20 protein-coding genes are annotated in these 26,324 nt (G+C 44.4%); 12 read left to right on the top strand and 8 right to left on the bottom strand.

The features are described from left to right. Positions 1–329: 329 nt before the first annotated feature. The gene (parC, locus tag A7325_RS00370; protein WP_068403640.1) at positions 330–2,627 is read right to left on the bottom strand and encodes a DNA topoisomerase IV subunit A; all 2,298 of its coding nucleotides are present in this window, start codon (positions 2,625–2,627) and stop codon (positions 330–332) included. Positions 2,628–3,367: 740 nt separating this feature from the next. Here parC and A7325_RS00365 point away from each other — a divergent pair. The 5 genes from A7325_RS00365 (at position 3,368) to A7325_RS00345 (ending at position 10,072) form a co-directional block, all read left to right on the top strand. Further along, a complete protein-coding gene (locus A7325_RS00365) occupies positions 3,368–5,095 on the top strand; it encodes an AMP-binding protein (protein WP_068403638.1) in 1,728 nt (575 codons plus the stop codon). 542 nt (positions 5,096–5,637) lie between these two features. Further along, entirely contained in the window at positions 5,638–7,359 is a 1,722-nt protein-coding gene (locus A7325_RS00360; RefSeq protein WP_376784477.1) for an AMP-binding protein, read from the top strand. 225 nt (positions 7,360–7,584) lie between these two features. Beyond that, a complete protein-coding gene (gene rph / locus A7325_RS00355) occupies positions 7,585–8,301 on the top strand; it encodes a ribonuclease PH (protein WP_068403634.1) in 717 nt (238 codons plus the stop codon). A 73-nt stretch (positions 8,302–8,374) separates the two neighbouring features. Further along, entirely contained in the window at positions 8,375–8,866 is a 492-nt protein-coding gene (locus A7325_RS00350; protein ID WP_068403632.1) for a hypothetical protein, read from the top strand. Positions 8,867–9,223: 357 nt separating this feature from the next. Further along, positions 9,224–10,072 (top strand): hypothetical protein, encoded by an 849-nt coding sequence (locus tag A7325_RS00345; RefSeq protein ID WP_068403630.1) that lies wholly within the window; start codon positions 9,224–9,226, stop codon positions 10,070–10,072. Between the two features lie 164 nt (positions 10,073–10,236). On the opposite strand, the gene hemJ is transcribed toward A7325_RS00345, so the two are convergent. The 6 genes from hemJ to serB form a co-directional block, all read right to left on the bottom strand. Then, positions 10,237–10,671: a protoporphyrinogen oxidase HemJ gene (gene hemJ / locus A7325_RS00340; protein ID WP_068403628.1), complete on the bottom strand. Its 435-nt coding sequence runs from the start codon at positions 10,669–10,671 to the stop codon at positions 10,237–10,239. A gap of 116 nt (positions 10,672–10,787) precedes the next feature. Then, positions 10,788–11,954 carry a biotin synthase BioB gene (gene bioB, locus A7325_RS00335; RefSeq protein WP_068403626.1) on the bottom strand — a complete coding sequence of 389 codons (1,167 nt, stop codon included), beginning with the start codon at positions 11,952–11,954 and terminating at the stop codon, positions 10,788–10,790. A 322-nt stretch (positions 11,955–12,276) separates the two neighbouring features. Continuing rightward, complete coding sequence (locus A7325_RS00330) at positions 12,277–12,783, bottom strand: SCP2 sterol-binding domain-containing protein (protein ID WP_068403625.1); 507 nt, start codon at positions 12,781–12,783, stop codon at positions 12,277–12,279. 211 nt (positions 12,784–12,994) lie between these two features. After that, positions 12,995–13,384, bottom strand: coding sequence for an AciT family ciprofloxacin tolerance protein (gene aciT / locus A7325_RS00325; protein WP_068403623.1), 390 nt, complete (start codon positions 13,382–13,384; stop codon positions 12,995–12,997). A gap of 225 nt (positions 13,385–13,609) precedes the next feature. Continuing rightward, entirely contained in the window at positions 13,610–14,620 is a 1,011-nt protein-coding gene (locus tag A7325_RS00320; RefSeq protein WP_068403652.1) for a DUF368 domain-containing protein, read from the bottom strand. A gap of 138 nt (positions 14,621–14,758) precedes the next feature. Continuing rightward, the gene (serB, locus tag A7325_RS00315; protein ID WP_068403621.1) at positions 14,759–15,946 is read right to left on the bottom strand and encodes a phosphoserine phosphatase SerB; all 1,188 of its coding nucleotides are present in this window, start codon (positions 15,944–15,946) and stop codon (positions 14,759–14,761) included. A gap of 493 nt (positions 15,947–16,439) precedes the next feature. Here serB and A7325_RS00310 point away from each other — a divergent pair, with 493 nt between their 5' ends. From A7325_RS00310 to A7325_RS00285, 6 genes are all read left to right on the top strand, one after another. Beyond that, on the top strand, positions 16,440–17,954 hold the full coding sequence (locus tag A7325_RS00310; RefSeq protein WP_068403619.1) for a hypothetical protein: 1,515 nt from the start codon (positions 16,440–16,442) through the stop codon (positions 17,952–17,954). Positions 17,955–18,143: 189 nt separating this feature from the next. Continuing rightward, complete coding sequence (locus tag A7325_RS00305) at positions 18,144–18,380, top strand: PA3496 family putative envelope integrity protein (protein ID WP_068403618.1); 237 nt, start codon at positions 18,144–18,146, stop codon at positions 18,378–18,380. A gap of 250 nt (positions 18,381–18,630) precedes the next feature. After that, the gene (locus A7325_RS00300; RefSeq protein ID WP_068403615.1) at positions 18,631–19,188 is read left to right on the top strand and encodes a UPF0149 family protein; all 558 of its coding nucleotides are present in this window, start codon (positions 18,631–18,633) and stop codon (positions 19,186–19,188) included. Between the two features lie 91 nt (positions 19,189–19,279). Beyond that, positions 19,280–19,750 (top strand): YbjQ family protein, encoded by a 471-nt coding sequence (locus A7325_RS00295; RefSeq protein ID WP_068403613.1) that lies wholly within the window; start codon positions 19,280–19,282, stop codon positions 19,748–19,750. A gap of 48 nt (positions 19,751–19,798) precedes the next feature. Further along, entirely contained in the window at positions 19,799–20,347 is a 549-nt protein-coding gene (locus A7325_RS00290; RefSeq protein WP_068403612.1) for a YbjQ family protein, read from the top strand. Positions 20,348–20,771: 424 nt separating this feature from the next. Further along, positions 20,772–21,695, top strand: coding sequence for a bile acid:sodium symporter family protein (locus tag A7325_RS00285; protein ID WP_068403611.1), 924 nt, complete (start codon positions 20,772–20,774; stop codon positions 21,693–21,695). Positions 21,696–21,961: 266 nt separating this feature from the next. On the opposite strand, the gene A7325_RS00280 is transcribed toward A7325_RS00285, so the two are convergent. Continuing rightward, positions 21,962–23,071 (bottom strand): formate/nitrite transporter family protein, encoded by a 1,110-nt coding sequence (locus tag A7325_RS00280; protein WP_068403609.1) that lies wholly within the window; start codon positions 23,069–23,071, stop codon positions 21,962–21,964. Between the two features lie 251 nt (positions 23,072–23,322). On the opposite strand from A7325_RS00280, the gene A7325_RS00275 reads away from it, so the two are divergent. Beyond that, a complete protein-coding gene (locus A7325_RS00275) occupies positions 23,323–26,292 on the top strand; it encodes a valine--tRNA ligase (RefSeq protein WP_068403607.1) in 2,970 nt (989 codons plus the stop codon). Positions 26,293–26,324 lie beyond the last annotated feature (32 nt).

Genomic DNA, 26,324 nt, shown 5'->3' with positions numbered 1-26,324 from the left:
GAGGGCCTTCACTTGGTGTTCTTTAACAATGATAAGACTGTATTTCGACAGTTAGTTAGCTTTTTAACCCCTAAACCTATGAAAATCGGGTGGGGATGATTTTTTTGTCGTGTGCAGAGGGACTAAATATAAGAACCGAAACCACCTTTCTTCGTCTAATGGATGTCCAGCAAGAGTCGACTTGTTTGCTAATCTTGAAAATCTCTCAAGAGCTTCTTTTGTTTCAGAATTAAAAGTACTTTCTAAAAAGTTAATATTTTCTGAATTCATAAGATTTTTTCCAATAAAGTTTATACGATAAAGTATTTTTCTTACTAAAGAACCATAAACTACCCAATCTCAACACTCGTCACATTCTGAAAGCCTCTTGGCAACTGTCCACCGCGATTACCGCGAGTGCCCGTATAATTAGCCAAATCATTAGGCTTTAGCGTCACATGGCGTTTGCCAGCAGTGATGATTAAGCTGTCTTGCTGACTGAGTGGCGTGATGGCAAGTACTTCTTCACCGTCTTTTAATTTGATCAGCTTATTACCCTTACCACGTGCCTGTTCAGGCAAATCATCAAGGGCAAATATCAATAGATAGCCCGCATTGGTCACGACAGCGAGATGGTCAGGTGTGGCTGTTACCGCTTCACTATTATCGCCATTAGCTTCTGCATTAGCATCAATCTGCGCAACAGGTAGCAAGCGGCTATCAGTTGCTAGGTTGATGATGTTTTTCCCCGCTTTTTGATTGCTATCGAGATTGCCAACGGTGTTGATAAAACCATAACCTGCTGAACTTGCGAGGATGATGCGTTGGTTATTATCGCCCGTTAATAGCTGCTCAAAACTGGCGCCCGCTGGCGGTTTGAGTACGCTGGTCAGCGGATCGCCTTGACCACGAGCCGAGGCGAGGCTATGGGCGTCGATACTATAGCTGCGCCCAGTGCTGTCGAGCACGTAGATTCTCTCATTGGATTTAGCACGTACATGCGCTTGATAGCTATCACCTGAGCGATAAGTCATGCCGGCAGCATCGACGTCATGACCTTTGGCAGCGCGAATCCAGCCCGCTTTCGATAGGATGGCAGTGACAGGCTCGCTTGGTACGAGGTCAGACTCTTTTAACGCTTGCGCTTCTTCGCGTTCTGCCAATTGCGATACGCGCTCGTTGCCGTGTTCCTTCATGTCGGCGCTAAGCTCATCAATCATCAGATTGGTCAGGCTGTCTGGATTGTCCAAGTATTCTTGAATGATGGCACGTTCGGCAGCCAGTTCATCTTGCTCGCGGCGCAGCTCAATCTCTTCTAGTCTTGCCAGCTGGCGCAGACGAATATCTAAGATAGCATTGGCTTGGATTTCAGTCAGATCATAGCCTTGCATCAATGATAATTTTGGGTCGTCTTCTTCACGAATAATACGAATGACTTCATCGATATTCAGATAAGCAATCAGCAAGCCTGCGAGGATATGTAAGCGTTTATCAATTTTATCGAGGCGATATTGCAGACGGCGCGTGACCACGGAGCGGCGGCAAACGAGCCATTCTTCGAGGATTTCTTTGAGGTTTTTGACCTGCGGCTTACCATTTAGGCCAATCATATTCATGTTGACGCGGTAATTACTCTCAAGGTCAGTACTGGCAAATAAATGGCTCATGACGCGCTCGACATCGACGCGCGATGAACGTAGCTCAAGTACGATACGGCAAGCGTTTTCGTGGTCTGATTCGTCATGGATATCCGTTACCCATGGCAACTTTTTATCCATCATAAGTTTAGCGATTTGCTCTTGAATTTTATTGCCTGACACTTGATAAGGAAGCGCATCGATGATGACGAGATTTTTTTCTTTGGGATCGATATGGAAAGTGGCGCGCATTTTATAACTGCCGCGTCCGCTTTCATACATCGCCTGCAAGTCTTTTTTACTGGTGATGATTTCAGCAGGCGTTGGCAAATCCGGTGCGGGTATTGATTGGGTCAATTGCTTCACGGATAAATCAGGGTTTTTAAGCAAGCGAATTGCCGCCCGTACCACTTCATTAAGGTTATGCGGCGGAATATCGGTCGCCATACCGACGGCGATACCCGTCGTACCATTCAATAAAATATTGGGTAGGCGCGCGGGCAGGGTGACCGGCTCTTGCATGGTGCCATCGAAGTTATCTTGCCAATCGACCGTGCCTTGACCAAGCTCGGCAAGCAAGGTATTGGCATAAGCCGACATTTTGGCTTCGGTATAACGCATGGCAGCAAAGGATTTGGGATCATCAGGGCTACCCCAGTTACCTTGACCAGTAATCAGCGGATAGCGATAACTAAACGGCTGCGCCATCAGCACCATCGCTTCATAACAAGCGCTATCGCCATGAGGGTGGTACTTACCCAGTACGTCACCGACCGTACGTGCGGATTTTTTGGCTTTGGCAGACGATTTTAGCCCAAGCTCGCTCATCGCATAAACGATACGGCGCTGCACAGGTTTTAGACCGTCAGCGATATTGGGCAATGCGCGATCCATGATGACGTACATGGCGTAGTTGAGATAGGCTTGCTCGGTGAATTCCGCCACGGAGCGGGTATCCATCGGTTCATTAGGAATAATAGGGTCAATCGTATGATCAATAACATCGGACATAAAATAGGGTTCGCTTTTGATTCTTAAAAGAGGTTTTTAATCAGTTTATATAGGCAGTCCACTATAAAATAAGCACAGAGCTACTGGTATTAATTTTGCGCAGCCTCTGTCTGCTAGGCACAGCAAGCAAGGAAAATGAATACCAGTAGCGCGTTATAATACTTGTACTAAGTTTATTTAGGACTGACTGTATCGATAAAATAGGGAAAAATAAGATAGTGCTATCGTAAAGGATATTGGCAAAATTAAAAAGGGATAAGTCAGAATAGACGACAGGTTGTGACGCGCTTGATATAACAGCTTTAATATCAAATATTGAGAATGAAGTGTTGAGCAAAGTAAAAATGTGCCGGTTTTATAATTTTAGAAATGGTGGAAAATAGTGAAAAAACTGATAAATTTTTTAATAACAAATAAAAGTTTATTATATAAATAGTCGTAATTATAGCCAATTTTAGTATTTAAGTCACTGATATTAATAAAGATAGATATCGTCAAGTAAGTTTAAGAACTCAAGTTTCAATCTTTTGTATTGAGTAGTTTGTATAAAGTGTGTATGTTAATCAACAAAGGGCTATTTACCGCTATATTGTTGATCCTTCGCCATATTTTATATCGTCAGCCGCCGCCATTACATGCATTATATCAATGGCTAGCTGTACGGCGATGTTTGGTATGTTTGACCTTTTCGATTAGGGATGGATTGATACCAGCACACTATTATTAGGAGCAGTAAGATTATGGAAAATCAAGGTAACGTAATTCGTCGCGATGACAAACCGTGGGTAAAAACTTACGAAAAACTTGGCATCCAATACGATATTGATATGCCGCCCGCCAACACTTCTTTGATCGATATCCTCGAGCAGAATTTCGTTACCCATGCAGGCCGTACCGCTTTTGTGTGCATGGATGTGAAGCTTTCTTATGAAGATTTAGACCGTTATAGCAAACAAATTGCCGCGTATCTACAGTCGCTTGGCCTACAAAAAGGCGATAAAGTAGCGGTTATGATGCCCAATATTTTGCAGCTACCGGTTGCCGTATTAGGGGTGCTACGCGCTGGCATGACCTTGGTCAATGTCAATCCACTTTATACCACCAAAGAGCTTGAGCATCAGTTAAAAGACTCTGATACCAAAGTGCTATTCATCCTAGAAAACTTTGCCAAAACCTATCAAGACATCGGTAAAGACTTGGTTGATCACGTCGTCATTACCTCGATGGGCGATTTGATGAGCCCGTTAAAAGGCTTTATCGTGAATGCCGTCGTGCGCCATGTCAAAAAACTGGTGCCTGATTATAAGGTTAACGGTAGCGTAAACTTTAAAAAAGCACTCAATAAATTGTCTGTCAAAAACTATAAACGCCCAACCAATATCGGTCTTGATGACGTGGCGGTCCTACAATATACCGGTGGAACCACAGGTGTTGCCAAGGGCGCGATGCTGACGCACGGCAACTTGGTCGCCAACCTTATTCAGTGTGATACTTATCTTGGCGATGCGTTTGATAAGTTCCAAGAGCGTAACGAACAGCCGGTTATTATGACGGCCTTGCCGCTGTATCATATTTTCTCATTTACCGTTTGCGGTATGTACGGTTTATATAGTGGTTGTATTGGTCTATTAGTACCAAATCCACGTGATGGCGCAAGCTTGATCAAAGCTTATAAAGACTATCCGCCGGCGTTTTTCCCAGCGGTCAACACGCTATTTAACGCGCTTGCCAACAGCGAAGCCTTTCAAGCATTGGACCATAGCAAGCTTGAGATGTCGATGGGCGGCGGCATGGCAGTATTAAAAGACACTGCGACTAAGTGGGAAAAAATAACCGGTAATATTATCGTCCAAGGTTATGGCTTATCAGAGACATCTCCTGTCGCGTCGGCAAACCCGCAAGGTACTGGCGAGTTCTCAGGAAATATCGGTCTACCGATGCCAGCGACTGACATGGCCATCTTGGACGAAGAAGGTAATGAGTTGCCAATTGGTGAGCGCGGCGAAATCTGTGTTCGTGGTCCGCAGGTTATGAAAGGCTACTGGAAACGCGAAGACGCGACGGCTGAGGTCATGACGGCGGATGGCTATTTCCGTACCGGCGATATCGGCGTGATGGATAAAGAAGGTTACTTTAAAATTGTCGATCGCAAAAAGAATATGATTTTGGTCTCAGGCTTTAACGTTTATCCAAACGAAGTAGAAGATGTGATGTCCGGTCATCCAAAGATTTTGGAATGCGGCGTTATCGGTATCGACGATGAAAAAAGCGGCGAAGTGCCGAAGATTTTTGTTGTGCGTAGTGATAACAGCCTGACTAAAGAGGAAGTGCTTGCTTATGCCAAAGAAAACCTCACCGGTTATAAGCGTCCTCGTTATGTTGAATTTATCGACGAGCTGCCAAAATCTAACGTCGGTAAGATTTTACATAAAGACTTACGCGCCCTAGAAGAAAAGAAACACGCTTAAACCGTCTCATATCATAAATAGCCTAATACCAAATTTAGCGGGCTTTTTATAGCGCTTTATCAATACTGAGCATTGATAAAAATATCTTGATATTTGATAGGCGAATGGTGAAAGATGATAAGGTCTTATGCATAAGACCTTATCATTTTTTTTGTTTTTCTATAAGGGTTTGCTAGTATTCATAGAGAACTGGGCGCAAAACTGCTATAGTTCTTGCCCATAGATACTCTATTTAACCGGTGTATTTGACGATAAATGTAGAATATTATTGTCATGAATACCCTTAGACATGCTCTATATGTCTCGGGATTTTTAACTTAAAAGTTTGTGAATGACAAATTCTCTTGAATAAGCAGTTTCTTATGTCATAAGACTTCTTATTCACAAGTTTTTGCTTTTATAAATCAGTGATTGTAAACCACGGTGATTCTATTTAATAAATTTTGATAGCAACTTACTAACAGTAATATTTAGGGAAGATTATGACGGACAGTACCAATAAAGAAGCCAAAAACCATAACGCTGCGGCAGATAACCAATCAATGGTTGAAAATACCTTTCCTACCATGCCGACGATAGACAGCGACAGTCCGTGGTTAGGCGCGTATGAGCGTTATGGCATCAATGCAACCATCGATATGCCAGAAGACAATACGTCTTTACTGGAAGTGTTCGAACGTAATTTTAGCCGTTATGGGCAAAAACCTGCTTATATTTGCATGGGTTCGTCAATCACCTTTAAACAGTTAGATTTATACAGCCGCCAAATCGCCAGTTATTTGCAGTCGTTAGGATTGGCCAAAGGTGATAAAGTTGCCGTTATGATGCCCAACATCTTGCAGTATCCTATTGTGATGCTCGGTATCATTCGCGCTGGCATGATTTTGGTCAACGTCAACCCGCTATATACCAGTCGTGAGCTGTCGCATCAGCTAAACGATAGCGGCGCCAAAGCGTTATTTATCGTTGAAAACTTTGCCAAAACTTATCAAGAAGCCGAAGACAAAGGTCAAGTACAGCACGTTATCGTCTGTAAATTGGGCGATATGCTTGGTTTGGTCAAAGGCACCGTCGTCAACCTTGTTGCGCGCCACGTGAAAAAAATGATTCCGGCTTACCGCTTGCCCGGTAGCACGAGCTTCAAACACGCATTAAATGCCGTCTCTGCGAGCAAATATAAGCGTCCTGATTTAAACTTAAGCGATGTGGCCTTGTTACAATATACGGGCGGTACCACCGGTGTTGCCAAAGGTGCGATGCTGTCACACGGCAACTTAGTTGCCAACATGCTCCAAATCAGTGTCTTAATGAATAGCGCCTTCGACGACGATGTCGATGCCGATGACGTGATTTTGACCGCGCTGCCGCTATACCATGTGTTCTCGTTTATGGTTTGCGGTATGTACGGCATGTATCAAGGTTATGCTGGCTTGCTGATTCCAAATCCGCGTGATTTGGATGGATTGATTAAAGAGATGGCGAAATATAAACCGGCATTTATTCCGGCGGTAAATACTTTGTTTAACGGTTTGGTGCATAAAGAAGGTTTTGCCGGTTTAGATTTCTCTAATCTAAAAGCCTCGATTGGCGGTGGCATGTCGGTCTTGCCAAGCGTGGCAAAAGAGTGGCATAAAATCACTGGCTTGCCCATCGTTGAAGGGTACGGTTTGTCGGAAACCTCACCAGTAGTGGCCTTTAACCCAATGACCATCTCTGAATTTACCGGTAAAATTGGTATTCCTGCTTCTAGCACCGACATTATTTTAATCGATGATGATGAAAATGAAGTTGCACTCGGCGACCGCGGTGAAATCTGTGTCAAAGGGCCACAGGTGATGATTGGTTATCAAAACCGCCCACAAGAAACGGCTGAAACCTTTACTGCCAAAGGTTTTTTGAAAACGGGCGATATCGGTATCATGGACGAAAAAGGCTTTATCAAAATCGTTGATCGCAAAAAAGATATGATTTTGGTGTCAGGCTTTAACGTCTATCCAAATGAAATCGAAGAAGCCATGAGCGAGCATCCGAATGTGGTAGAATGCGGCGCTATCGGCATTCCTAATGACGAGCGCGGCGAAGATCCTAAGCTGTTCGTGGTCAAAAAAGGCGAGGTAACCGAGCAAGAGCTGATTGACTTTGGCAAAAAACAATTAACCGGTTATAAGCGTCCGCGTCATATTCAGTTCGTAGATGAATTACCAAAATCAAACGTCGGTAAAATCCTGCGTAAAGAATTGCGTAAGATGGAAGGGTTAGAATAAGGTTGGCAGCAGACCTTTAACACTAAACGTTTAGCATCAAACTTTTAGCACTAAATCTTGCGAAAGTAGCGGCGTAATAGCTTGGTGATTCTTGCTATTGCGCCGCTGCCACGTTAGGATAACGTCATCTTTTCGCTTGCTAACATAGCTGTTGACGTCGCGACGACCCTATTGTTTTATAACGCTTTATCACTTTGATTTTATAACATCGTACTAGGAAATTTTATGCGTATTGATAACCGTGAGCTTAACCAACTTCGCTCAATCAGCTTTGAGCGCCATTATACGAAGCATGCTGAAGGTTCAGTATTGGTCAGCTTTGGCGATACCAAAGTACTATGCACCGCAAGCGTGGAGGCAGGCGTACCACGCTGGCTCAAAGGTAAAGGCAAAGGCTGGGTTACCGCCGAATACGGCATGTTGCCGCGTGCGACCAATACCCGTAACCAGCGCGAAGCAGCTCGCGGCAAACAGTCAGGGCGTACGCAAGAAATTCAGCGTTTGATCGGTCGTAGCTTACGAGCAATGATTGATTTGGGTAAACTTGGCGAAAATACCATCTATCTTGATTGTGATGTCTTGCAAGCGGACGGTGGCACGCGTACTGCGAGCGTGACGGGTGCAGCCATTGCCCTTATCGATGCATTAGAGAGTCTACAAAAAGCCAAAAAACTAAAAGCTGATCCGTTAATTGGTTTGGTCGCTGCGGTATCGGTTGGTATGAAAGACGGCGAAGCGTATTTGGACTTAAACTACGAAGAAGACGCCAGCTGTGATACCGATTTAAACGTGGTGATGACCCAAAAAGGCGAGTTTATCGAACTACAGGGTACAGCAGAAGAAAAACCTTTTACCCGCGCTCAAGCAGACGCTATGCTTATCCTTGCTGAAAAAGGTATAGCTGAACTTATCGATATGCAAAAAACAGCATTGGGTTGGTAAGTTTCCAACCCATCCTTTATAACTGCTTATTTCAGTTTTTAACCATCCACTGCTCTTAAACAGGTATTCATGCATGCTAAAGCTGACCGATGACGGCGCCAAAATCACCTTGCAAGGACAGTCGCCCGCAGCCGATAACGGGCTGTTTTGGTTCGGCACCGCATTACTGGTTGGGGCAGTGGCGGTCGCTTTGGCAATGAGCTTACTACCTGAGCGCTTAGCAATTGGCGCCTTGGCACTATTGATTATTGGCAGTTTTATTTTTAATCGGCAGCGCCAACAGCGTAAAAAAACCATGAGCGGCGTTATTAGTAGCGGCGTCTTGTGGGTGCGCGATGGCGAGTTGGTACATGACCATCAAGGTATACGCGCGCATATCCATCTGACCGATGGCGACAAAATTACCTTAATTGGCGAGCAGCTACAAATTGCCGATTGTGATGACATTCGTAAATATCTAATCAGTGGCTTTGATAATATCCAAGAAGCAACCGCGACCAAAGCCATCTTACAAGGTCAGGCTTTGAGCAAACGCCATGCCAATATAAAAATGAGCGATGAGTAAATTAGTGATTGGCTTTCATCCTTTCGTCTGTTTGTTTATGCCCAATATTCAAACTGATTATTGATTATCCTTCCTAAATCTACGTTCATATTTCTAAAGCCGATGTCTTTCTAAAAACCATATTTTTATAAAAACCAAGCCTCGTTTTACCACTTATCCTCAGTTTCATACCTTTTATCGCTTATCTAAAAGCAATAGTACTTGCAGATTCCTGTACAAATGGTTTATAAGTAGGGTTGAAAAATTTATCTTATTTACCGTTAATACGCTTATTGATGCCAGCTTATAAAGACCAAACTTTGTGAATGGTCAAAGCTCAAGCTAAGTCATCAATAATATGTCGCCAAGGAGTTGGTCATGTCGCGTTTGTCCTTTTGGTCAATCACAACGTCGAGCAGTGCATTATTATTTACCTTTGTTACAGTTTTTCCGGTCAACCAAGCAAATGCCGATAGCATGAGCGCCCTGATTGCACAAAAATCAGCTCAACCTAATTATAGCGCCCGATATACCCCAACGTACTCAGCGGTTCCTCCTGCCAAAATCAGTACACGCTCTACCATTCAACGTGCTGGCAATGCTGCTAGCTATCGCTCAGATACGAGCAGTGTAGAGCCAAGTTATTCTACTAATCGCGCTTCTAATAACAGCTACTCGAATAATTCGTATTCTAACCAAAATGCTTATATTGGTAACGCCCAAAGCAATTACCGCTATCCGGCAGTTCAACGCCAAGCGCCAACCGTTCTGCCGGCATTTCTATCGGGCAGTTATGACAATGTCGATAGCGAATATTTGCCGCTACTCAGTAATGCTGAAACCCAAAGTAGTCGGGCGGCGCGGGAAGTCATCAGCACCGCGCGCAAGATGGCGCTCAATGAGCGGACGATTATTAAAGGTGGCTGCTGGGATTATCTCAATGCGGTATTTAATCGAGCAGGGGTGAGCCGTAATACCATCCATAAAGGCACCTACGGACAAGGCCCTTATGCCAATAGCAGTGAGATTGAAGTCGGTGATTGGCTCTACTATATCAATCACGGCTACAATGGCGTCGAGCATAGCGGACTGTTTGTTGGCTGGGTCGATGAGCGTGCCAAGCAAGCATTGATACTTAGCTATGCTGGTGAAAACCGCCGTGAACCTGCGCGCTATCGTGTTTACGACTTAAGTAATGTCTATCAAATCATGCGGCCAAATGTTTAATAGCGTTAATTTGAGATAACAAGACTTAGAAAAAGCGTCCGTTACCTATTAAAGTAATAAACCGTCCAACATTTGGGGGTCAGTTCATAACGGACGCTTTTTTTTGAGTTTCAGACTCAAGATAAAAATACTTTTAAGGTAAGTCAGCTTTACTTTCCTTTATTTTAAAAAGGTTTTACCACCACTAAAATGACAATGAAAATTAACGCAAATACGGGAATTTCATTAAACCAACGCCAAAATTTATGTGATTTATAATGCGGATTATCAATCAGCTTTTTGCGATAAAATCCGCAAGCGCCATGATAACCTGATAGCAGTACCACCAATAGTAGTTTTACGTGTAGCCAGCCCTGAGTCTTATACACATCCCAGCCCATTCCCAACATCCATAAACCAAACAACCAAGTGGCTATCATCGATGGCGTCATGATACCGCGATAGAGCTTGCGCTCCATAATGGCAAAGCGCTTGTGGCTGATGCTATCGTCGCTCATCGCATGATACACGAATAGGCGCGGCAGATAAAATATCGCCGCAAACCAGCACACCATAGAGATAATGTGAGCCGCTTTAATCCAATTAAAATAGTCTGCCATCACTTTCTCTCTTACGTTTTAATATTTTGTGCGCAATGTCGTGCGCAATTTCTTAATCAATAATGTCGGCAAGCTTAGCGCAGATGACGCGATAATGGTAGCGGCACGCATGGCATTTACTCTGCTAAGACAACTTGTGACTGATGACCGCTCATGGCATCCATGACAGGCACTTGCTTTAGCGCTCGTGGTGCGGCAAATTGCTTAGTCAAACCAAGCTCGCGCATCAGCCTATCGTCACCTGATTGGCTGGCATTGCCGGTGGTCAAAAGCTTATCACCATAAAAGAATGAATTTGCCCCTGCCATAAATGCCAGTGCTTGCTCAGCATCAGATAAACTTTCGCGTCCAGCAGATAAGCGTACATAGCTGGTTGGACAGCAAATACGCGTCACCGCAATCGTCCGTATCCATTCAAGGACAGATAGCTGACCTTCTGCTAAGACTTTATCACCGATGGGCGTCCCTTGAATAGGCACCAATAAATTGACTGGAATAGACTCGGGTGCTTTGGGCATTTTCAGCAGCTCATGAACCCAGTCGATGCGATCATCACGGCTTTCACCCATGCCGACGATATTGCCGCTACAAACATTGATACCTGAATTGCGTACATTCGCAATGGTATCTAAGCGCTCATCATAGCTGCGCGTACTGACCACTTGCTCGTAGTAACTTCTCGAGGTATCGAGATTATGATTGTAATAATCTAAACCTGCATCTGCCAACTGTGCCGCTTGGTCTGTATCTAGCATGCCAAGAGTCATACAGGTTTCAAGTCCCAATGCTTTGACTTCTTTGACCAGTTCGACCACATAAGGCATGTCTTTGGCACTTGGATGCTTCCATGCTGCACCCATACAAAAGCGCGATGAACCTGTGGCTTTGGCGCGTTTGGCGGCGGCAATGACTTTATCGACTTCTATACGCTTTTCTGCTTGTAGCTTAGTGGTATCGCGGTGGTGACCGGACTGCGAGCAGTAACCGCAATCTTCAGGACAGTTACCGGTCTTGATAGACAGTAAGGTGCTGATTTGTACTTCATTAGCGCTAAAGTGTTGGCGGTGTATCGTCTGTGCTTGCAGTAATAAATCCATCAACGGCAAGTCAAACAACTGAGCGATTTGTTCACGGCTGTATTTTTTCTCGCGGTTTTTAGTCGCGTCTGACGCTAAGCTTGCTAAAAAATCATGGGACGCATTGTTATTATTAAGTATTGAATCAGTATTATTATGACTATGGTTATTGGCATTTGGTTCTGAGATATTAAGCAATCCTGCCATGAGATAAATCCTTTTATAACGATATTAAGAGGTATTAGATAAATTAATAGCGATTAGTTAAATTAAGAAAAATTGAGTAACCTTGGGTTTATGCCTTTGTTAAAGTGTAGACAAAATAATTTAGGCAATAAAAAAAGGTTGCCGTATAGTATACCGCAACCTTTTTAGAAAATCAGAATAGTGCTAAGTAGTGAAACGTATCTAGGTTATTTTTACACTAGACTGTTTTTACACTAAATTGTTTTTACGCTAGATTATATGGACGTTAGCCAGCTACTATCTGCTTATTTTCATTCGTGACATTATTTATTCGATTGAGTTATTATTTACCCAATTTATGCTTAGCAACGCCGATCCAATGATTGGCAAACTGCTGCGCTTTATAGGCGTAAGGCTTGGCTTGTTGAATATAAGGTTTGTACTGTTCTGGCACCGCTGGCACGATATGTTTGGCAAGCTTATTGAACCACATCATGAGGCTATAGTCGCCCTCGATGCTCAAATTGCCTTCTTGCACGGCAGTCATAAAAGCAGGCAGGCTGCCTTTGGTCAATAGCTTAACGCCAGTCATCGAGTCTTTAAAATTAATCGTCAAATCAGCGTCTTTGGCATGACCGCTATGTTGACTAAATTGACCATTATCAAAGCTATAGTAACGCGCAATATCAGCGTCAGTGCTGGCAAGCTCGATAGTGACTTTGCGATCAGCAAACAGCGCTTTAACGTCTTCATCTTCGCTATCAGCGAGCATCGATAAACGATAACCAATCACCGCTAATAACACATCTAATGGGTCAGACTTAATATCTAATACAGGAACAGTAAACATAATCGAACTCCTAAACAACCTAAAGAATGAGAAATGAAACGCAAAATAATGCGTACTTTATAACAATTTTTATGACAAATATATAATTAGATTATAAACGATTGAACAGATAATAAGTTTCCATTCTTTAGGGTTTACGTAGAGTGCCTTAAGTATCTTGTAACATTCGATGACAGCCGTATGATAGGGACAAGCTTAGTAAATGACTGAATTAGTGAAAGCGCGGTTGATAGTCATCATCATAAACGGGCGTGTGTTCAATATAGCGGGCGGCTTGTAGCTCGCGCTGCTGATGTACAGTGCGGCTGACGTCTTCGTAACGCAAAGCTCTATAGAGTACCCAACCTATCAAAGGCAACCAGCTAATACCCATCGCGACCACATAATTGTGCCATTCTGATAGTACCGACCAATAACTTAATAAGCTATAAATGGCTTCAACCGCCAACCAATACGCCATGCCACCAAACAGATACCACAGTAACCAACGCTGCGCTGATAAAGCCAGCGCAAGCACCAAGCCCATTAGCAGTCCAGTACCCAATATGGCACCTGCGCCCCATGTCTCACTGGCAAAAGTAGAAAATATGGTTAATAACATTGTTCATCTCGCTCTTTATCAGGTGAATTCCAACAGGGTCATTATGGAAGTTTGCGAGCTAAAGCTAAAGAGGCTAGCGACGACTTTGCGACAACAGCTGACGTTTGATTTTTTTAAACAGTTTTAAGAAACTTACGCGCAAATATCGCCGTTAATAGCAACAAAAAAGCGCCTCAATCGTGGGCGCTTTTTTGGACTTAATTTACTTTTAACGTAGATTTGGCTTTAAGGGCGAACGCCGCGGCGCCCCCACCATGATAAAGCGGTGACCAAAACAGCGCCTAACAGCATCAAGCCCAAAGTCGTCAGCCAATGTGCGCCCGTAGGATATTGCCATGGCATGACGTTACTGATAGCAGCGCTATTTAATGTACCGAGCGCATCGGTTTTCCATGGCCAAACTTTTACCAGCGAGCCTGCAATAAAACCTGTCAACAAGGCAAGGGTTGCTTGATAATAGCGCGATAGCAACCATTTGAGCATACGGGTAAATAATAATAACCCCGTTGCCATGCCAGCTATGACGGTAAAAATAATACTAAAGTTTAGCGTATGCACCGCTTCGAGTACGGTGTCATAAGCGCCCATTAATAATAGAATAAATGAGCCTGAGATACCGGGTAATATCATCGCACAGATGGCAATCGCACCTGCAAGGAACAAATAAGGTAAGCTTGGCGCGGTGGTCAATAACGGCAAGCTACTGATGACAACCGCGCTACCAGCCCCTAGCAAAAACAATACCACCCGTCCTATATTCCAGCGGGTAATCTCAGTCAATAAGATAAAGACTGTTGCCACCACCAAACCAAAAAAGAACGACCAAATCAGTAAAGGCTGATGGTCGAGTAAATGCTTAATAAATCCAGCTAACGTAGCAAAACTGGTGGCGATACCAAGTAGCAAGCACACCAAAAAAGTGGCATCGACTTGCTTCCATACGGCGACCAAGCCTTTAAGCCCGCCTTGTTGACGAAATATTTGCCAAAGATGAGGGCCGACGCTACTCAAAGCATTAATCAAGCGCTCGTAAATCCCTGCAATTAGAGCAATCGTACCGCCAGAAACACCGGGTACAATGTCTGCTGCACCCATCGCAATGCCTTTGGCATAGACGCCAAATAGCTGCTTTGGACTGTCATTATAAATAGGGGTGCTTTCCTGAACTGAATGTTCATTATCTAGAGGAGTGGAAGATGACGGCGCATCTGGCCGCGGTGATTGTGATGCCGTCATGGACAGTCCTTTTTTATTTAACAAGATAAAAATAAGATGAATAGGGTAAAAGAGATGCAGATATAAAAAAGCTTCAACCATAAAAGCTAGGCTAAAGACAAATCCTTAACCTAGCTAATTTTTTAGAATGGTTAAGCGTTATCTAGTGCGGGCAAAGGCTGGATAGCCAAGCGCATAAAGCACGCCTTCAAGCCCTGTAACATTGACCGCAGCGTCCGCACGCGCTTGAACGATGGGTTTGGCATTAAACGCCACGCCCAAATCCGCTAGCGCCATCATCGGTAAATCATTGGCACCATCGCCGACGCAAACCACTTGTGACATATCAATGCCCAAGCGCTCAGCAGTATGTTCAGCAATCGCCGCTTTTTTGGCGCCATTAATAATCGGCAGTTGCACATGACCGGTCACTTCGCCGTCTTCGATATCTAGCGTATTGGCGTGGACTTCATCGATGCCTAGTTGCTCAGCGATATAACGGGCAAAGTAGGTAAAGCCGCCTGAGACCAAGACGGTATGATAACCCAAGGCTTTAAGGGCGCTGATAGTGGTCAGCGCGCCTGTTGATAAGGTTAAACGGCTACAAATATCATCGAGCACATCGGTCGATATGCCTTTTAATAACGCCACGCGCTGTGCAAAGGATTCATCAAAATCCATCTCACCACGCATCGCCGCTTCGGTAATGGCTGCAACTTGCTCACCAATCCCCGCAGTTTTTGCCAGCTCAACGATGACTTCTTGTTCAATCAAGGTCGAATCCATATCAAAACAGGCCAGCTTATGGGTACGTAGCATATGACCGACCGACAAGATATGACAGTCGACCACATCTAAATGCTCGCTACCTATGGTAGTTTGCGAGTTTTTATAGTCTTCGGTTAACTCGTGGCGCAGACGGGTGGTCAATTGGTCATCGATAATGTGCGCCGCTGCTGTCTTTTTAGCAGGGTGCATGAGAGTATCGGTGACGGGCACCAGCAGATAGCGGAACACTTGCACATCAATAAACGAGCGCTTGGCAAATGGCTGCGTGGTATCTATATCAGCAATCTCAATATCGACAAAATTGGCGTCGGCGTCTTCTGCGACAGTGACCAAGTGCCAGTTTGGCTGCTCATCGACCCAAGACTGCACATATTGATGAATATCGAGCGAAGATACATGCGTCGGCAATACCACAATTAAGGCAAACACAGGCAAGGATTGTAGCGCATCAAAATCATGTAGATTTGTGCCTTCAGGCAATAATGAGGCTACAGAATCGACCGCTTGTTGCCAAGCTTTGCTGTCTTTTGGTAACGAGTAAGATGTATTTTTTTGCATCGCTCAATTGTCCCTTGTATGCTGATATAAGATTGGGAATAATAGCAGCTTTACTGGGCAGCGCCTATAGGTGAGGTACAAAGTCTCACAGTCTGATAAAAACGCTTAGCATACCCAATTAACAGGCCTAAAAAGCGCCGCCGCATAGAAGAAAGTTCTTACAATAAATTTATGCGATTCGCTAACGCCATAACCCTTACTATGATGATATAGTAGAGAAAATAAGAGCTCGATTTGTCGGTAAATGTATGAACCAAACATAATTGCACAACAAAACTGCTGTACGATGGCAAGGTCTTATCAATAGTATTGGTTTCAGTGTCATCTGTTTAGGTGCCATGCGTTTAAATACTGTAATACTATTGATTGAGTGGCGGCGCTAGTGAATTAAGCAAAAAACAAATAGACAAATTAAGAGCGGCATACACTTCTAGAAAATGAGCCTTAGCCTCGTTTTTTTTACTTCCATTTATCCAAAAAAGTTTACCATATCATGACGTATTTAGCGCCGCGGCAAGGGTTGTTTGCCATTATTCTTCTGGTTAGTTTTTGTTTGCAGACCCTATTATTGGTCATCAGTACCGATCAGCAGCTGAGCAATAGCCGTGCCCAAAAGGGCGAGCAAATGGTCGCTCAGCTTATTGATGAAGCGCGCTTATCTTTAGAAAATAAAGACCGCGTCAGCCTTAGCGTCATAGCCAATCGTTATACCAGCGAGCAGGATGTCACGCGCATTTTGATTAAAGACAATAATGGCGATGTCTTGGTGCCAGTCGGTAATGCACCGATGCAGCAAGGCGATACCATTAGCCAAATCGCCACCAAAGGCGATGCAGTCATCGGTAGCGTGGCCTTGACCCTCAAAGACATTAGCAAGGGTGAGATTATTGCCATGCAGTGGCCGTTTGTGATTGGTTCGATGCTGCTGCATTTATTGCTATGGCTGATTTATGGTTATATTGCGCGCCCAACCAAAGAGCAAATCAATGCCCTAAGCCGCGCTATTCAAGATTTACATCGCGAGCAGTACAGGCAGATCGATCAGCGCGAATTTGCGCGCGGTTATGAGCGCAACCTTGAGCGTGGCGAAGAAAAAGAAGATGTGTCAACAGAATCCGCTAGTGCCGCCAATGCCGCGGCTACCAGCCGCAATCCAAATGTTGATAAATCAGACCTACCGCGTAAGCTGGATATTCATAGTGCGGTCAATCAATACGTTAGAGGGCAGCAAGGTCAAAATCTTGAGCTTGATGCGACTCGTGACACCAATGCACATGCTATGAGTAACGATGGCGCGGACAATCTACAGGACCAACTGACTGCTGGCAATGCTAACAATCATGACAGCCATAAGCCTAATGGCTCTAATGGCTCTAATGGTATGGCTCGGCTGTCTGCCAACCGGCCATTTGATAGTGTCAGCGTCCAGATAGTCTTTCATGATGAGTTCAATATGCTCGAGCGCTTAGCGCCGTCGCAGCGCCTGCCTTATTTGGCATTATGTACGCAGTTATTAAATCAAGCGGTGACCGAATTACTGAAGCAGCCATTATTGCTTGGGGTCAGCGCGATTAATGAGCCACACTTTGATGAAAGCGGCGCTTATGTGATGCTAAAGGCAGATAATAGCCATGCCAAAGTAGCATTGGCAGGGGTGATGCTCGCTAAGCTGTATCTCATGCTCAATAAAATTATCCACGATAAGCATATCGAGCTATCTAGATTTGCCTTACCAGCGAAAGCGGGTGTCAGTGACAATGCGCAAGTTGAGGCGATGAGTCATTTATTAGAGAGCGTCGGTAAAAAAGAGCAGATGCTTATTTTGCTACCAAATGCGGGCATTAAACAAATCAATCATCATGTGCAGCTCCAAAGCGTCATGCGCCCAACGACCGTTTATGAGCGCGAATGTGCGATATTCGATGGCGGTAATGATGCCATGATTCAGCGGCTGGCTGATGTACGTAATGCGGTATTGATGATTGAAGAGACAGAAGAGCAGGGGTAAATTTGTCACTTTAGACGTCAGTGAATCTATACAATTGCCTGTAAGATAAATGCCTGTGTGCTTATTAGCTTTGAGCATAACGTTGTTATAGTGATAAAAAGGATTGACAACGCTTGGGAGAGACTTTATAAGGCATATATATATTTATGTATTTTTAATACCTTTGCCGAAAAACGATAGGAGTTTGTCATGAGTGACGCTGATATTGATGACGATTTTGATGACGATTTTGTCGATGATGACGACGCCAAGATGGTGGAAGAGGCTGAAACCAGTGTGCGTACGCGCTTAAGTAGCCTTGAAAAACGCCGTTTGATTGATAACCTACTAGAAGAAAAACGTCTAGAAAAAGAGCTCAAAGACGATCTTGATGACATCGATAATTTTGATGAAGATGGCGATGACTGGGATGATGACGATATTTAACCCGTTATTTTCGTTTTAAGTTTGCCGCTTGATAATCAGGCAAAGTAGAGATAATGGCTTGTGTTAGCCGAAAGTTGTTAACTGGTTACACAGATAAGCAATCATCATGTTAAGTATATTGTGCTAAGCTGATTGTTAGAGGTTTTTAATAATATTAAATTGTTAAAAATGATGCTGCAATCAGCTCTTTTTATGTTGTCATACTCATGTATGGCGTACGCCGTAATCTAGCCGCCAAGGACTCCCTGCTATGAATAACCCACTCAGTTTCGATGAATTATTAGACTATTTGGACAATGATGAGAGCCAGTTCGTGCTGGATAGTGTTGCCACCCATGGTTTTTTGACCGCGACAGTTATTGGTCGTCCGTTGCCAAATTGGCTAGATGCGCTATTTGAAGGTCACGTCAGTGACATTCCTGCAAATGTGATTGACGGTATTCAGCGCTGGCGCGACTCGATTATGGCTGAGCTAAAAAACGAGACGCCGATCGAGCTACCCTTTGGTGAAGATGCGGGTGATGAAGAAGTGGCGGTCGATTTTTCAGAAGAGTCTGACATCGTTGCTTGGTCGATTGGTTTTGTCGATGCGATGTATGGTGATGAAGCCAGTGACTGGTTTGAAGATGAAGAAACCGCAGAAGATGTGGCGGTCTTAACCTTACCGATGATTGTGCTAAGCGGTATCGATGATGAAGATCCTGAGCTTGCCGAAATGCGCGCTGATGAAGATAAAATGGCGCAAATGGCCAATAGCATCGAAGGCAATTTGACCGAGCTGTTTTTATTGTTTCATACCAATGACTAGCAGGGTTTGTTTCAACGATATTGATTGTTTATTATGCACTGACACCATCAATCTTCATTAAATTCATATAAGTCACCAATAAGGCTGTAGCATGACTGTGCAACTTTCCAACCTTGAGCACTTACCCAACTATCAGATTACCGAGCGCTTAGATGTCGTCTACGGCAGTACCGTGCGCTCAAAGCATGTGGGCAAAGATTTGTTCGCTGGGCTAAAAAATATCGTTGGTGGTGAGCTGACAGCCTATACCGAGCTGTTAGAAGAGTCACGCCAAGAAGCGATCGATCGTATGGTCATCAAGGCAGAGGCCTTGGGTGCTGATGCCGTGGTAGGCTTGCGGTTTTCGACTTCGAGCATTGCCCAAGGCGCTTCTGAGCTGTTTGTTTATGGTACCGCGGTTAAAGCGGTTCCTATGTCGCAGCAGTCCATCTCTTCGCCGTCATCTCATCAACCGCCGAGCACTCCTTCTGGTCCTACAGGTTTGCAAAATCACGACCAAGCAGCACCGAAAAACCCAACCGCCGCTGCTGATGATTTGCCACGTTTCAATCCTTTTGGTTAATTAACCAGTAAAAAAAGCAGCAATGCTTTTTGACGCTCGAGACGGTCCATGAATAATTCTCTTACCCAAATGCTCATCAACTACGCGCCGCTTCTGGTGTTATTTGTGGTCGGCTGGTTTTTTGGCTCACGGCATGAGCGTCAGCATTTGGCACAATTAAAAATCGCTGAAAAAGAGCTTGGCCATATTGTCGTCTCGACCGAGCGCTTTTATGTACCCAAACTTGCAGCTCATACTGAGGGTGAATTGGTACTTGGCAGCGTGGTGATTGCGCAAGATTATTTTAAAATGGTCATTGCTCGCGTTCTAAGTATCTTTGGTAAAAATCTCACTACTTATGAAACTTTGCTCGACCGCGCGCGCCGTGAAGCCGCCGTACGTATGCGTAGCCAAGCGCAGGCGAAAGGCTATAATCATATTTATGGCCTGCGTTTTGAAGTCAGTAATGTCAATCAGTTGGGCAGTATGGTCGAAGCCATTGCCTATGGTACCGCCGTCCATAGTTGTGAGAATTCTGATAAAGCCTCGATCCTTCAAAGTCATTTAACCCTAACCATATTAAACATTCTGGCAAGTCCTCTTATTTACTCTGACTAAAACCCTTTCTATTTCTACTCTATTCCCACATTTTACACTTGACTGATGAGTCGCTGAATAAAGCAAATATGTATGACATTTGCGCTATATACTCGCTATATGTTTTGCTGACTTTTATGCTATAAGCACTCTCATAAAAGCTATAGTGAGTGAAAAGTAATATTACATCACGCACTGCTGATATCAATTTTTCTTGCTTGCTGTGTCTACGCAGACAGAGGCTACAAAAAATTGATATCAGCAATACCTTAGCGTTTTTAGGATATTTTGACTATATAACAGCAATTCAGCATAACAATGAGTGATGGCCGTTGATGCTAAGCGTTAGCCGCTATTAACCAGCCTTAGCAAGGAATGCTAAGCCGTTATCGCTCAATCATTAGCAGTTGATCTAGGAGTAGGTCACATTTACAGGGATGTCATTATGGAAAGTTTGGCGCTAGTCACTTTAGTAAACTCAATTATTATTCCTATTTGCTTGTTTTTAATCATGATGGGCATGGGCTTGACCCTCGTCACCAATGATTTTAAACGGGTGTTAAAGTATCCCAAAGCTGTAGGTATAGGCTTGACCAATCAGCTGATACTACTGCCAATCATCGGCTTTGCCTTAGCCAATATCATGCCATTACGCCCAGAGTATGCCGTTGGCGTTATGCTGCTCGTGCTGTGTCCGGGCGGCACTACCTCAAACTTATTTACTTATTTAGCCAAAGGCGATGTGGCGCTGTCGGTGACGATGACCGCAATTGCCAGCGTTATCACGGTATTTACCATTCCGATTGTACTGAGCTTTTCGTTGATTTATTTTATGGGCAGCGGTAGCGCGTTTGAATTGCCCGTATTAAAAACGGTGCTTACTTTGGTGCTACTAACGATTGTGCCTATTAGTATCGGCATGCTGATTAAGCGTTACGCGCCAAAAGTCGCCGATCGCTCACAAATCTATGTGTCTCGCTTTGGCGTGCTGTTTTTAACATTTTTAGTGCTATTTTTGGGCTATGTGCAACGCGATATCATCGTCGATGCCTTTATCGCTACCGGCCCTGTGTCGATAATATTGAATCTTTCAACCATGGCGCTTGGCTATTATAGTAGCAAATGGTTTGGTCTAAACTTGGCGCAAAGAACGTCGGTCACGTTAGAAGTCGGGCTCCAAAACAGTACTTTATCGATATTTATGGCGTTGACACTATTATCAAACTACGATATGTCGATGATGCCAGCCATCTATACCTTGGTAATGTTCTTAACGGCAGGGATTTTGGTACGCATATTTAGCGCGCGACACAATAAACTGAGAAAATCTGAAATAGAAAGCAGTGTATTAGCCGCGCGCATGCTTTAACGCTAATGATTTAGACAGACGTTAAGCATCTATAGCCAATTCAATATAAAAGTGGTTCATTTAAAATAGCGCTCTGCTGGAATAAATTTTCCTCGCTTGCTGTGTGCTTCGCACTCCAGAGGCTTCGAAAAATTTATTCTAGCAGTCCTATAACATTTCTAAATGGAATTTACTATATATCACTCGTTCATAAAATCCCACAACAGGTTTAAATGCTTAAAATCTGTTACGGGAAACTAGCTTGAGGATTTTACTGCTAATTATTGTTAATAAGGACGGCGAGTGTTTATACGGTTGTTTATATTGTTGACTTCGTTTGGTTTGTCTTTGGCAGTTTCTTCTTTGACTTTAGCAATATCAAATAAGAAGGTACGGTTTTTTAGGACCGCGACAAATACCACCCCGCCAACGGTATTACCAACCAATATCACCGCCAAAAATAGCAAATAGCGCGCTAAGCTAACGGTATTGCCATAAAGCAAAGCAGAAAATATCTCGATATTACCGACGATACTATGATGCAAACCTAAAAAGCCAATACTGCCAGTAATCAAGGTCACCAAAACAATGCGACTAAGGGTGTCACGCGCCGAGGTCACAAGCCAGGCGGTAACGCCCATCATCCAGCCTGCCAAGATGGCGCTACCAAATATCACCCACCATCTAAACCCTAAGATATGCTCGGCATAGGCATCGATGTCACTGACGCTAAACAGCTGCATATTTAAACCTAGGCCTATCATCAAAGCGGCAAACAAACAGCCACCAACGACGTTACCGGCGATGACAATGCCCCAAAGGCGTAGCAACTTATGTAAGGGTTCGATTTTGTTGAGAACGGGCAGGCTCAACAGCGAGGTTTGTTCGGTAAATAAAAGCGATTGACCAATGACGACAATAATAAAGCCAATCGGATAAAGTAGGGAAGCGAGGACGATCGCATAATGACTGGGTAGCACGCCACTCAAAAGCGCAAAAGCCGATAAAATCATAAAGAAGCTGATGCCAATCTCGAGCCCTGCGGTAAAAGCACTGGTAAATAACGAGCCAAGCGAGCGCTCAAAGGTTTCTCTGGCATCCATCACCTGCTCAACCAAGATACTGGCATAGCTTTTTGCTTGGCTAAAATTGTCATCGTTGGCGACTTTTTTGATGGTCTCTTTGTCTTCTTCGCTAATATCCTCAGAAAAGTCTTCGTCTTCTAAGTTTCCTGTGGTATCGGAGTCGCTCTGCGCCTCAGTATCGCCTTCTACTTTGTCTTCAGCATTATTTTCTTCAGCAGCTATAGAGCAGCGTACATCCTCTCTTTTTTCAGCTTTAGAGTGGCTGCTATTGCTACTATTATTGTTATCGTTGTGCTCGCTATCTTTAGACACGGTCGGCTCGCTGTTTATCTGATGATAATTTAAGTTTCTCTTTATTCTAGCGTATGCGCAGCGTTTATTGTGTTGAGTGTTCAGCCGATTACTGTTGTAAATTGGCCCCTGCCGCTATTGAAGTCTGATAAATGTCCTTAGCATCTAACAAAATCTGCCCATCTGCGTTAAAATCACTCTATTAATTATTTTCCCTATTTTTCGATAACTTTGTTTGACCACCTTCATTTTTAATAAAAGACCATTCTATTATGAGTACTCCTAATACCCCTGATAATACCAAGAGCAACACCAAGAGCAACCTGACCCAATCGATTCAGGCCGCCCTAAGTCAATTAGAGAACGCCTACAATCCAAGCGATGTCGAAGCAGGCATGTATCAAGGCTGGGAAGAAAGCGGTTATTTTAAGCCAAGCTTTGATAAAGACGAGTCGTTCTCTATCGCCTTGCCGCCACCGAACGTCACCGGTTCACTACATATGGGTCACGGCTTTAACAATGCCATCATGGACGCACTAACCCGTTATCATCGCATGGATGGTGATAATACGTTATGGCAACCGGGCACCGATCATGCGGGTATCGCCACCCAGATGGTGGTTGAGCGTCGTTTGGAGGCGCAAGGTTTGAAGCGCCGTGATATGACGCGCGAAGATTTCATCGATAAAGTGTGGGAGTGGAAAGAAGAGTCGGGCGGCAATATCACCACGCAGATTCGCCGCCTTGGTAGCTCGGTTGATTGGTCGCGAGAGCGCTTTACCATGGACGATGGTTTATCCAATGCGGTCAAAGAAGTGTTCGTTCGTCTATATGATGATGGGCTTATTTATCGTGGTAAGCGTTTGGTTAACTGGGATCCTAAGTTCCAAACCGCGCTATCAGATTTAGAAGTAGAAAACGTTGATGAAAAAGGCAGCTTATGGCATTTCCGCTATCATTTCACCGATAAAGACTTAACGACCCAAGAGGGTAAAAACTATCTGGTCGTTGCCACCACACGCCCTGAAACCTTGCTGGGCGATACCGCCGTTGCCGTCAATCCAAAGGACGAGCGTTACGCGCATTTGATTGGCAAAACCATTACCTTGCCGATTACTGGTCGCGTTGTGCCTATCGTTGCCGATGATTATGTCGAAAAAGACTTTGGCACAGGCTGCGTAAAAATCACGCCCGCGCATGATTTTAACGATTATGAATTGGGTCGTCGTCATAACTTGCCATTGATTAATATCTTAGATGAGCGCGCCAATATCTTACCAGCCATGGAAGTCTACCCTGACTTGCAGACGCGTGAGCCAACGCTGGAGACGACGCCAAGTGACTATGCTGGGCTTGAGCGCTTTGCCGCGCGTAAATTCTTAGTTGAGCAAGCAGGTGAGCAAGGCTGGCTAGAGGATATCGAAGACTACGCACTCAAAGCCCCACGTGCTGAGCGTGGTGGTACGATTGTTGAGCCATGGTTGACCGATCAATGGTACGTGGCCGTCAGTAAGCTTGCCAAACCTGCGATTGATGCCGTAGAAGATGGCCGAATTGAATTCGTTCCTGCGCAATACAAAAACATGTATATGGCGTGGATGACCGACTTGCAGGACTGGTGTATCAGCCGTCAGCTGTGGTGGGGACATCGTATCCCTGCATGGTATGACGATGCGACTGGCGAGATTTATGTTGCCCGTGATGAAGCGGAAGTACGCACTAAGTACAATCTAAGCGACGACGTAAAATTGCGCCAAGACGATGATGTGCTCGATACCTGGTTTAGCTCTGGTCTTTGGACGTTTAGTACGCTTGATTGGGCAGACGTTAATGCTGACCCGCGTGTGCTTGAAACCTTTCACCCAACCAGCGTGTTGGTCACCGGCTTTGATATTATCTTCTTTTGGGTCGCACGCATGATCATGATGACTATGCACTTTGTCAAAAACGAAGATGGCACGCCGCAAGTACCGTTTAAAACCGTTTATGTTCATGGTCTGGTACGTGATGGCAATGGTCAGAAGATGTCAAAATCTAAAGGTAACGTCTTAGATCCGATTGATTTGATCGATGGTATCGATTTGGAAACGCTGGTTGAAAAACGCACCAGCAATATGATGAATCCAAAAGATGCGGCAAAGATTGAGAAGCAAACCCGAAAAGAGTTCCCAGAAGGTATCACAGCTTACGGTACCGATGCGCTGCGCTTCACCTTTACCTCCCTTGCTAGTACCGGTCGCGATATCAACTTTGATCTAAAACGTGTTGAGGGCTATCGTAACTTCTGTAATAAAATTTGGAATGCTAGCCGCTTTGTACTGATGAATTGTATCGATAAAGAAGGCAACGCCCAAGCGATTGACCAAACGGCAAATCCTGAGGTGTGGGAATTACCAGAAAAATGGATCATGAGTCGTCTAAACTCGACGATTAGCAATATCCATCAGCACTTTGCTCAGTATCGCCTTGATATGGTCAGCCATGATATTTATGAATTTATCTGGAATGAATACTGTGATTGGTATGTCGAGCTTGCCAAAGCCAGCCTCAATGATGACTCAGTATCAAGCGAGCGTAAAGCGCAAATCCGCTATGTGCTGCTGCATGTGCTTGAGACCGCGCTACGCTTTAGCCATCCGATTATGCCGTATCTGACTGAGCAAATCTGGCAGACGGTTGCGCCGCTACTGGGTCGTAAAAATACCGATAGTATCGTGATTGCCGCCTATCCACAAACCGATACTGCGCAAATCAGTGAGCAAACCGAAGCCGATATGGAGTGGCTACAAGAGCTCATCGCGAGCGTCCGTAATATCAGAGGCGAGATGAAACTCGGTAACGCGGTGCGCTTGCCCGTGCTACTACAAAATATCTCAAGTGAAGAAGAGCAGCGTCTATCGCGTATTGCCAATCAATTTAAGGCATTAGCGAAAGTGGAGAGCTTAACGATTCTAAAAGACGGTGATGAGGTGCCACTATCCTCATCAAGTATGGTTGGCCAGCTACGCGTCCTTGTTCCCATGAAAGGACTGATTGACCCAACCGCTGAGCTGGCTCGCTTGGGTAAGTCATATGATAAGTTGAAAGGTCAAGCCGACGGTATCGCGCGTAAGCTGAGCAATGAAGGCTTCGTCAGTAAAGCACCTGCGGAAGTAGTCGATGCTGAGAAGGCGAAACTGGCTGAGTTAGAAGGGCAGTTGACGGCGATAACGGCGCAGATGGAGCAGTTGAAAGCGTTATAACAAATTTTTTTAAAATTTATGTTATTGTTGCA

It is taken from the genome of Psychrobacter sp. SHUES1, assembly GCF_001652315.1.
Classification (GTDB): Bacteria; Pseudomonadota; Gammaproteobacteria; order Pseudomonadales; family Moraxellaceae; genus Psychrobacter; species Psychrobacter faecalis.
This window is presented reverse-complemented; position numbering and strand designations above follow the sequence as displayed.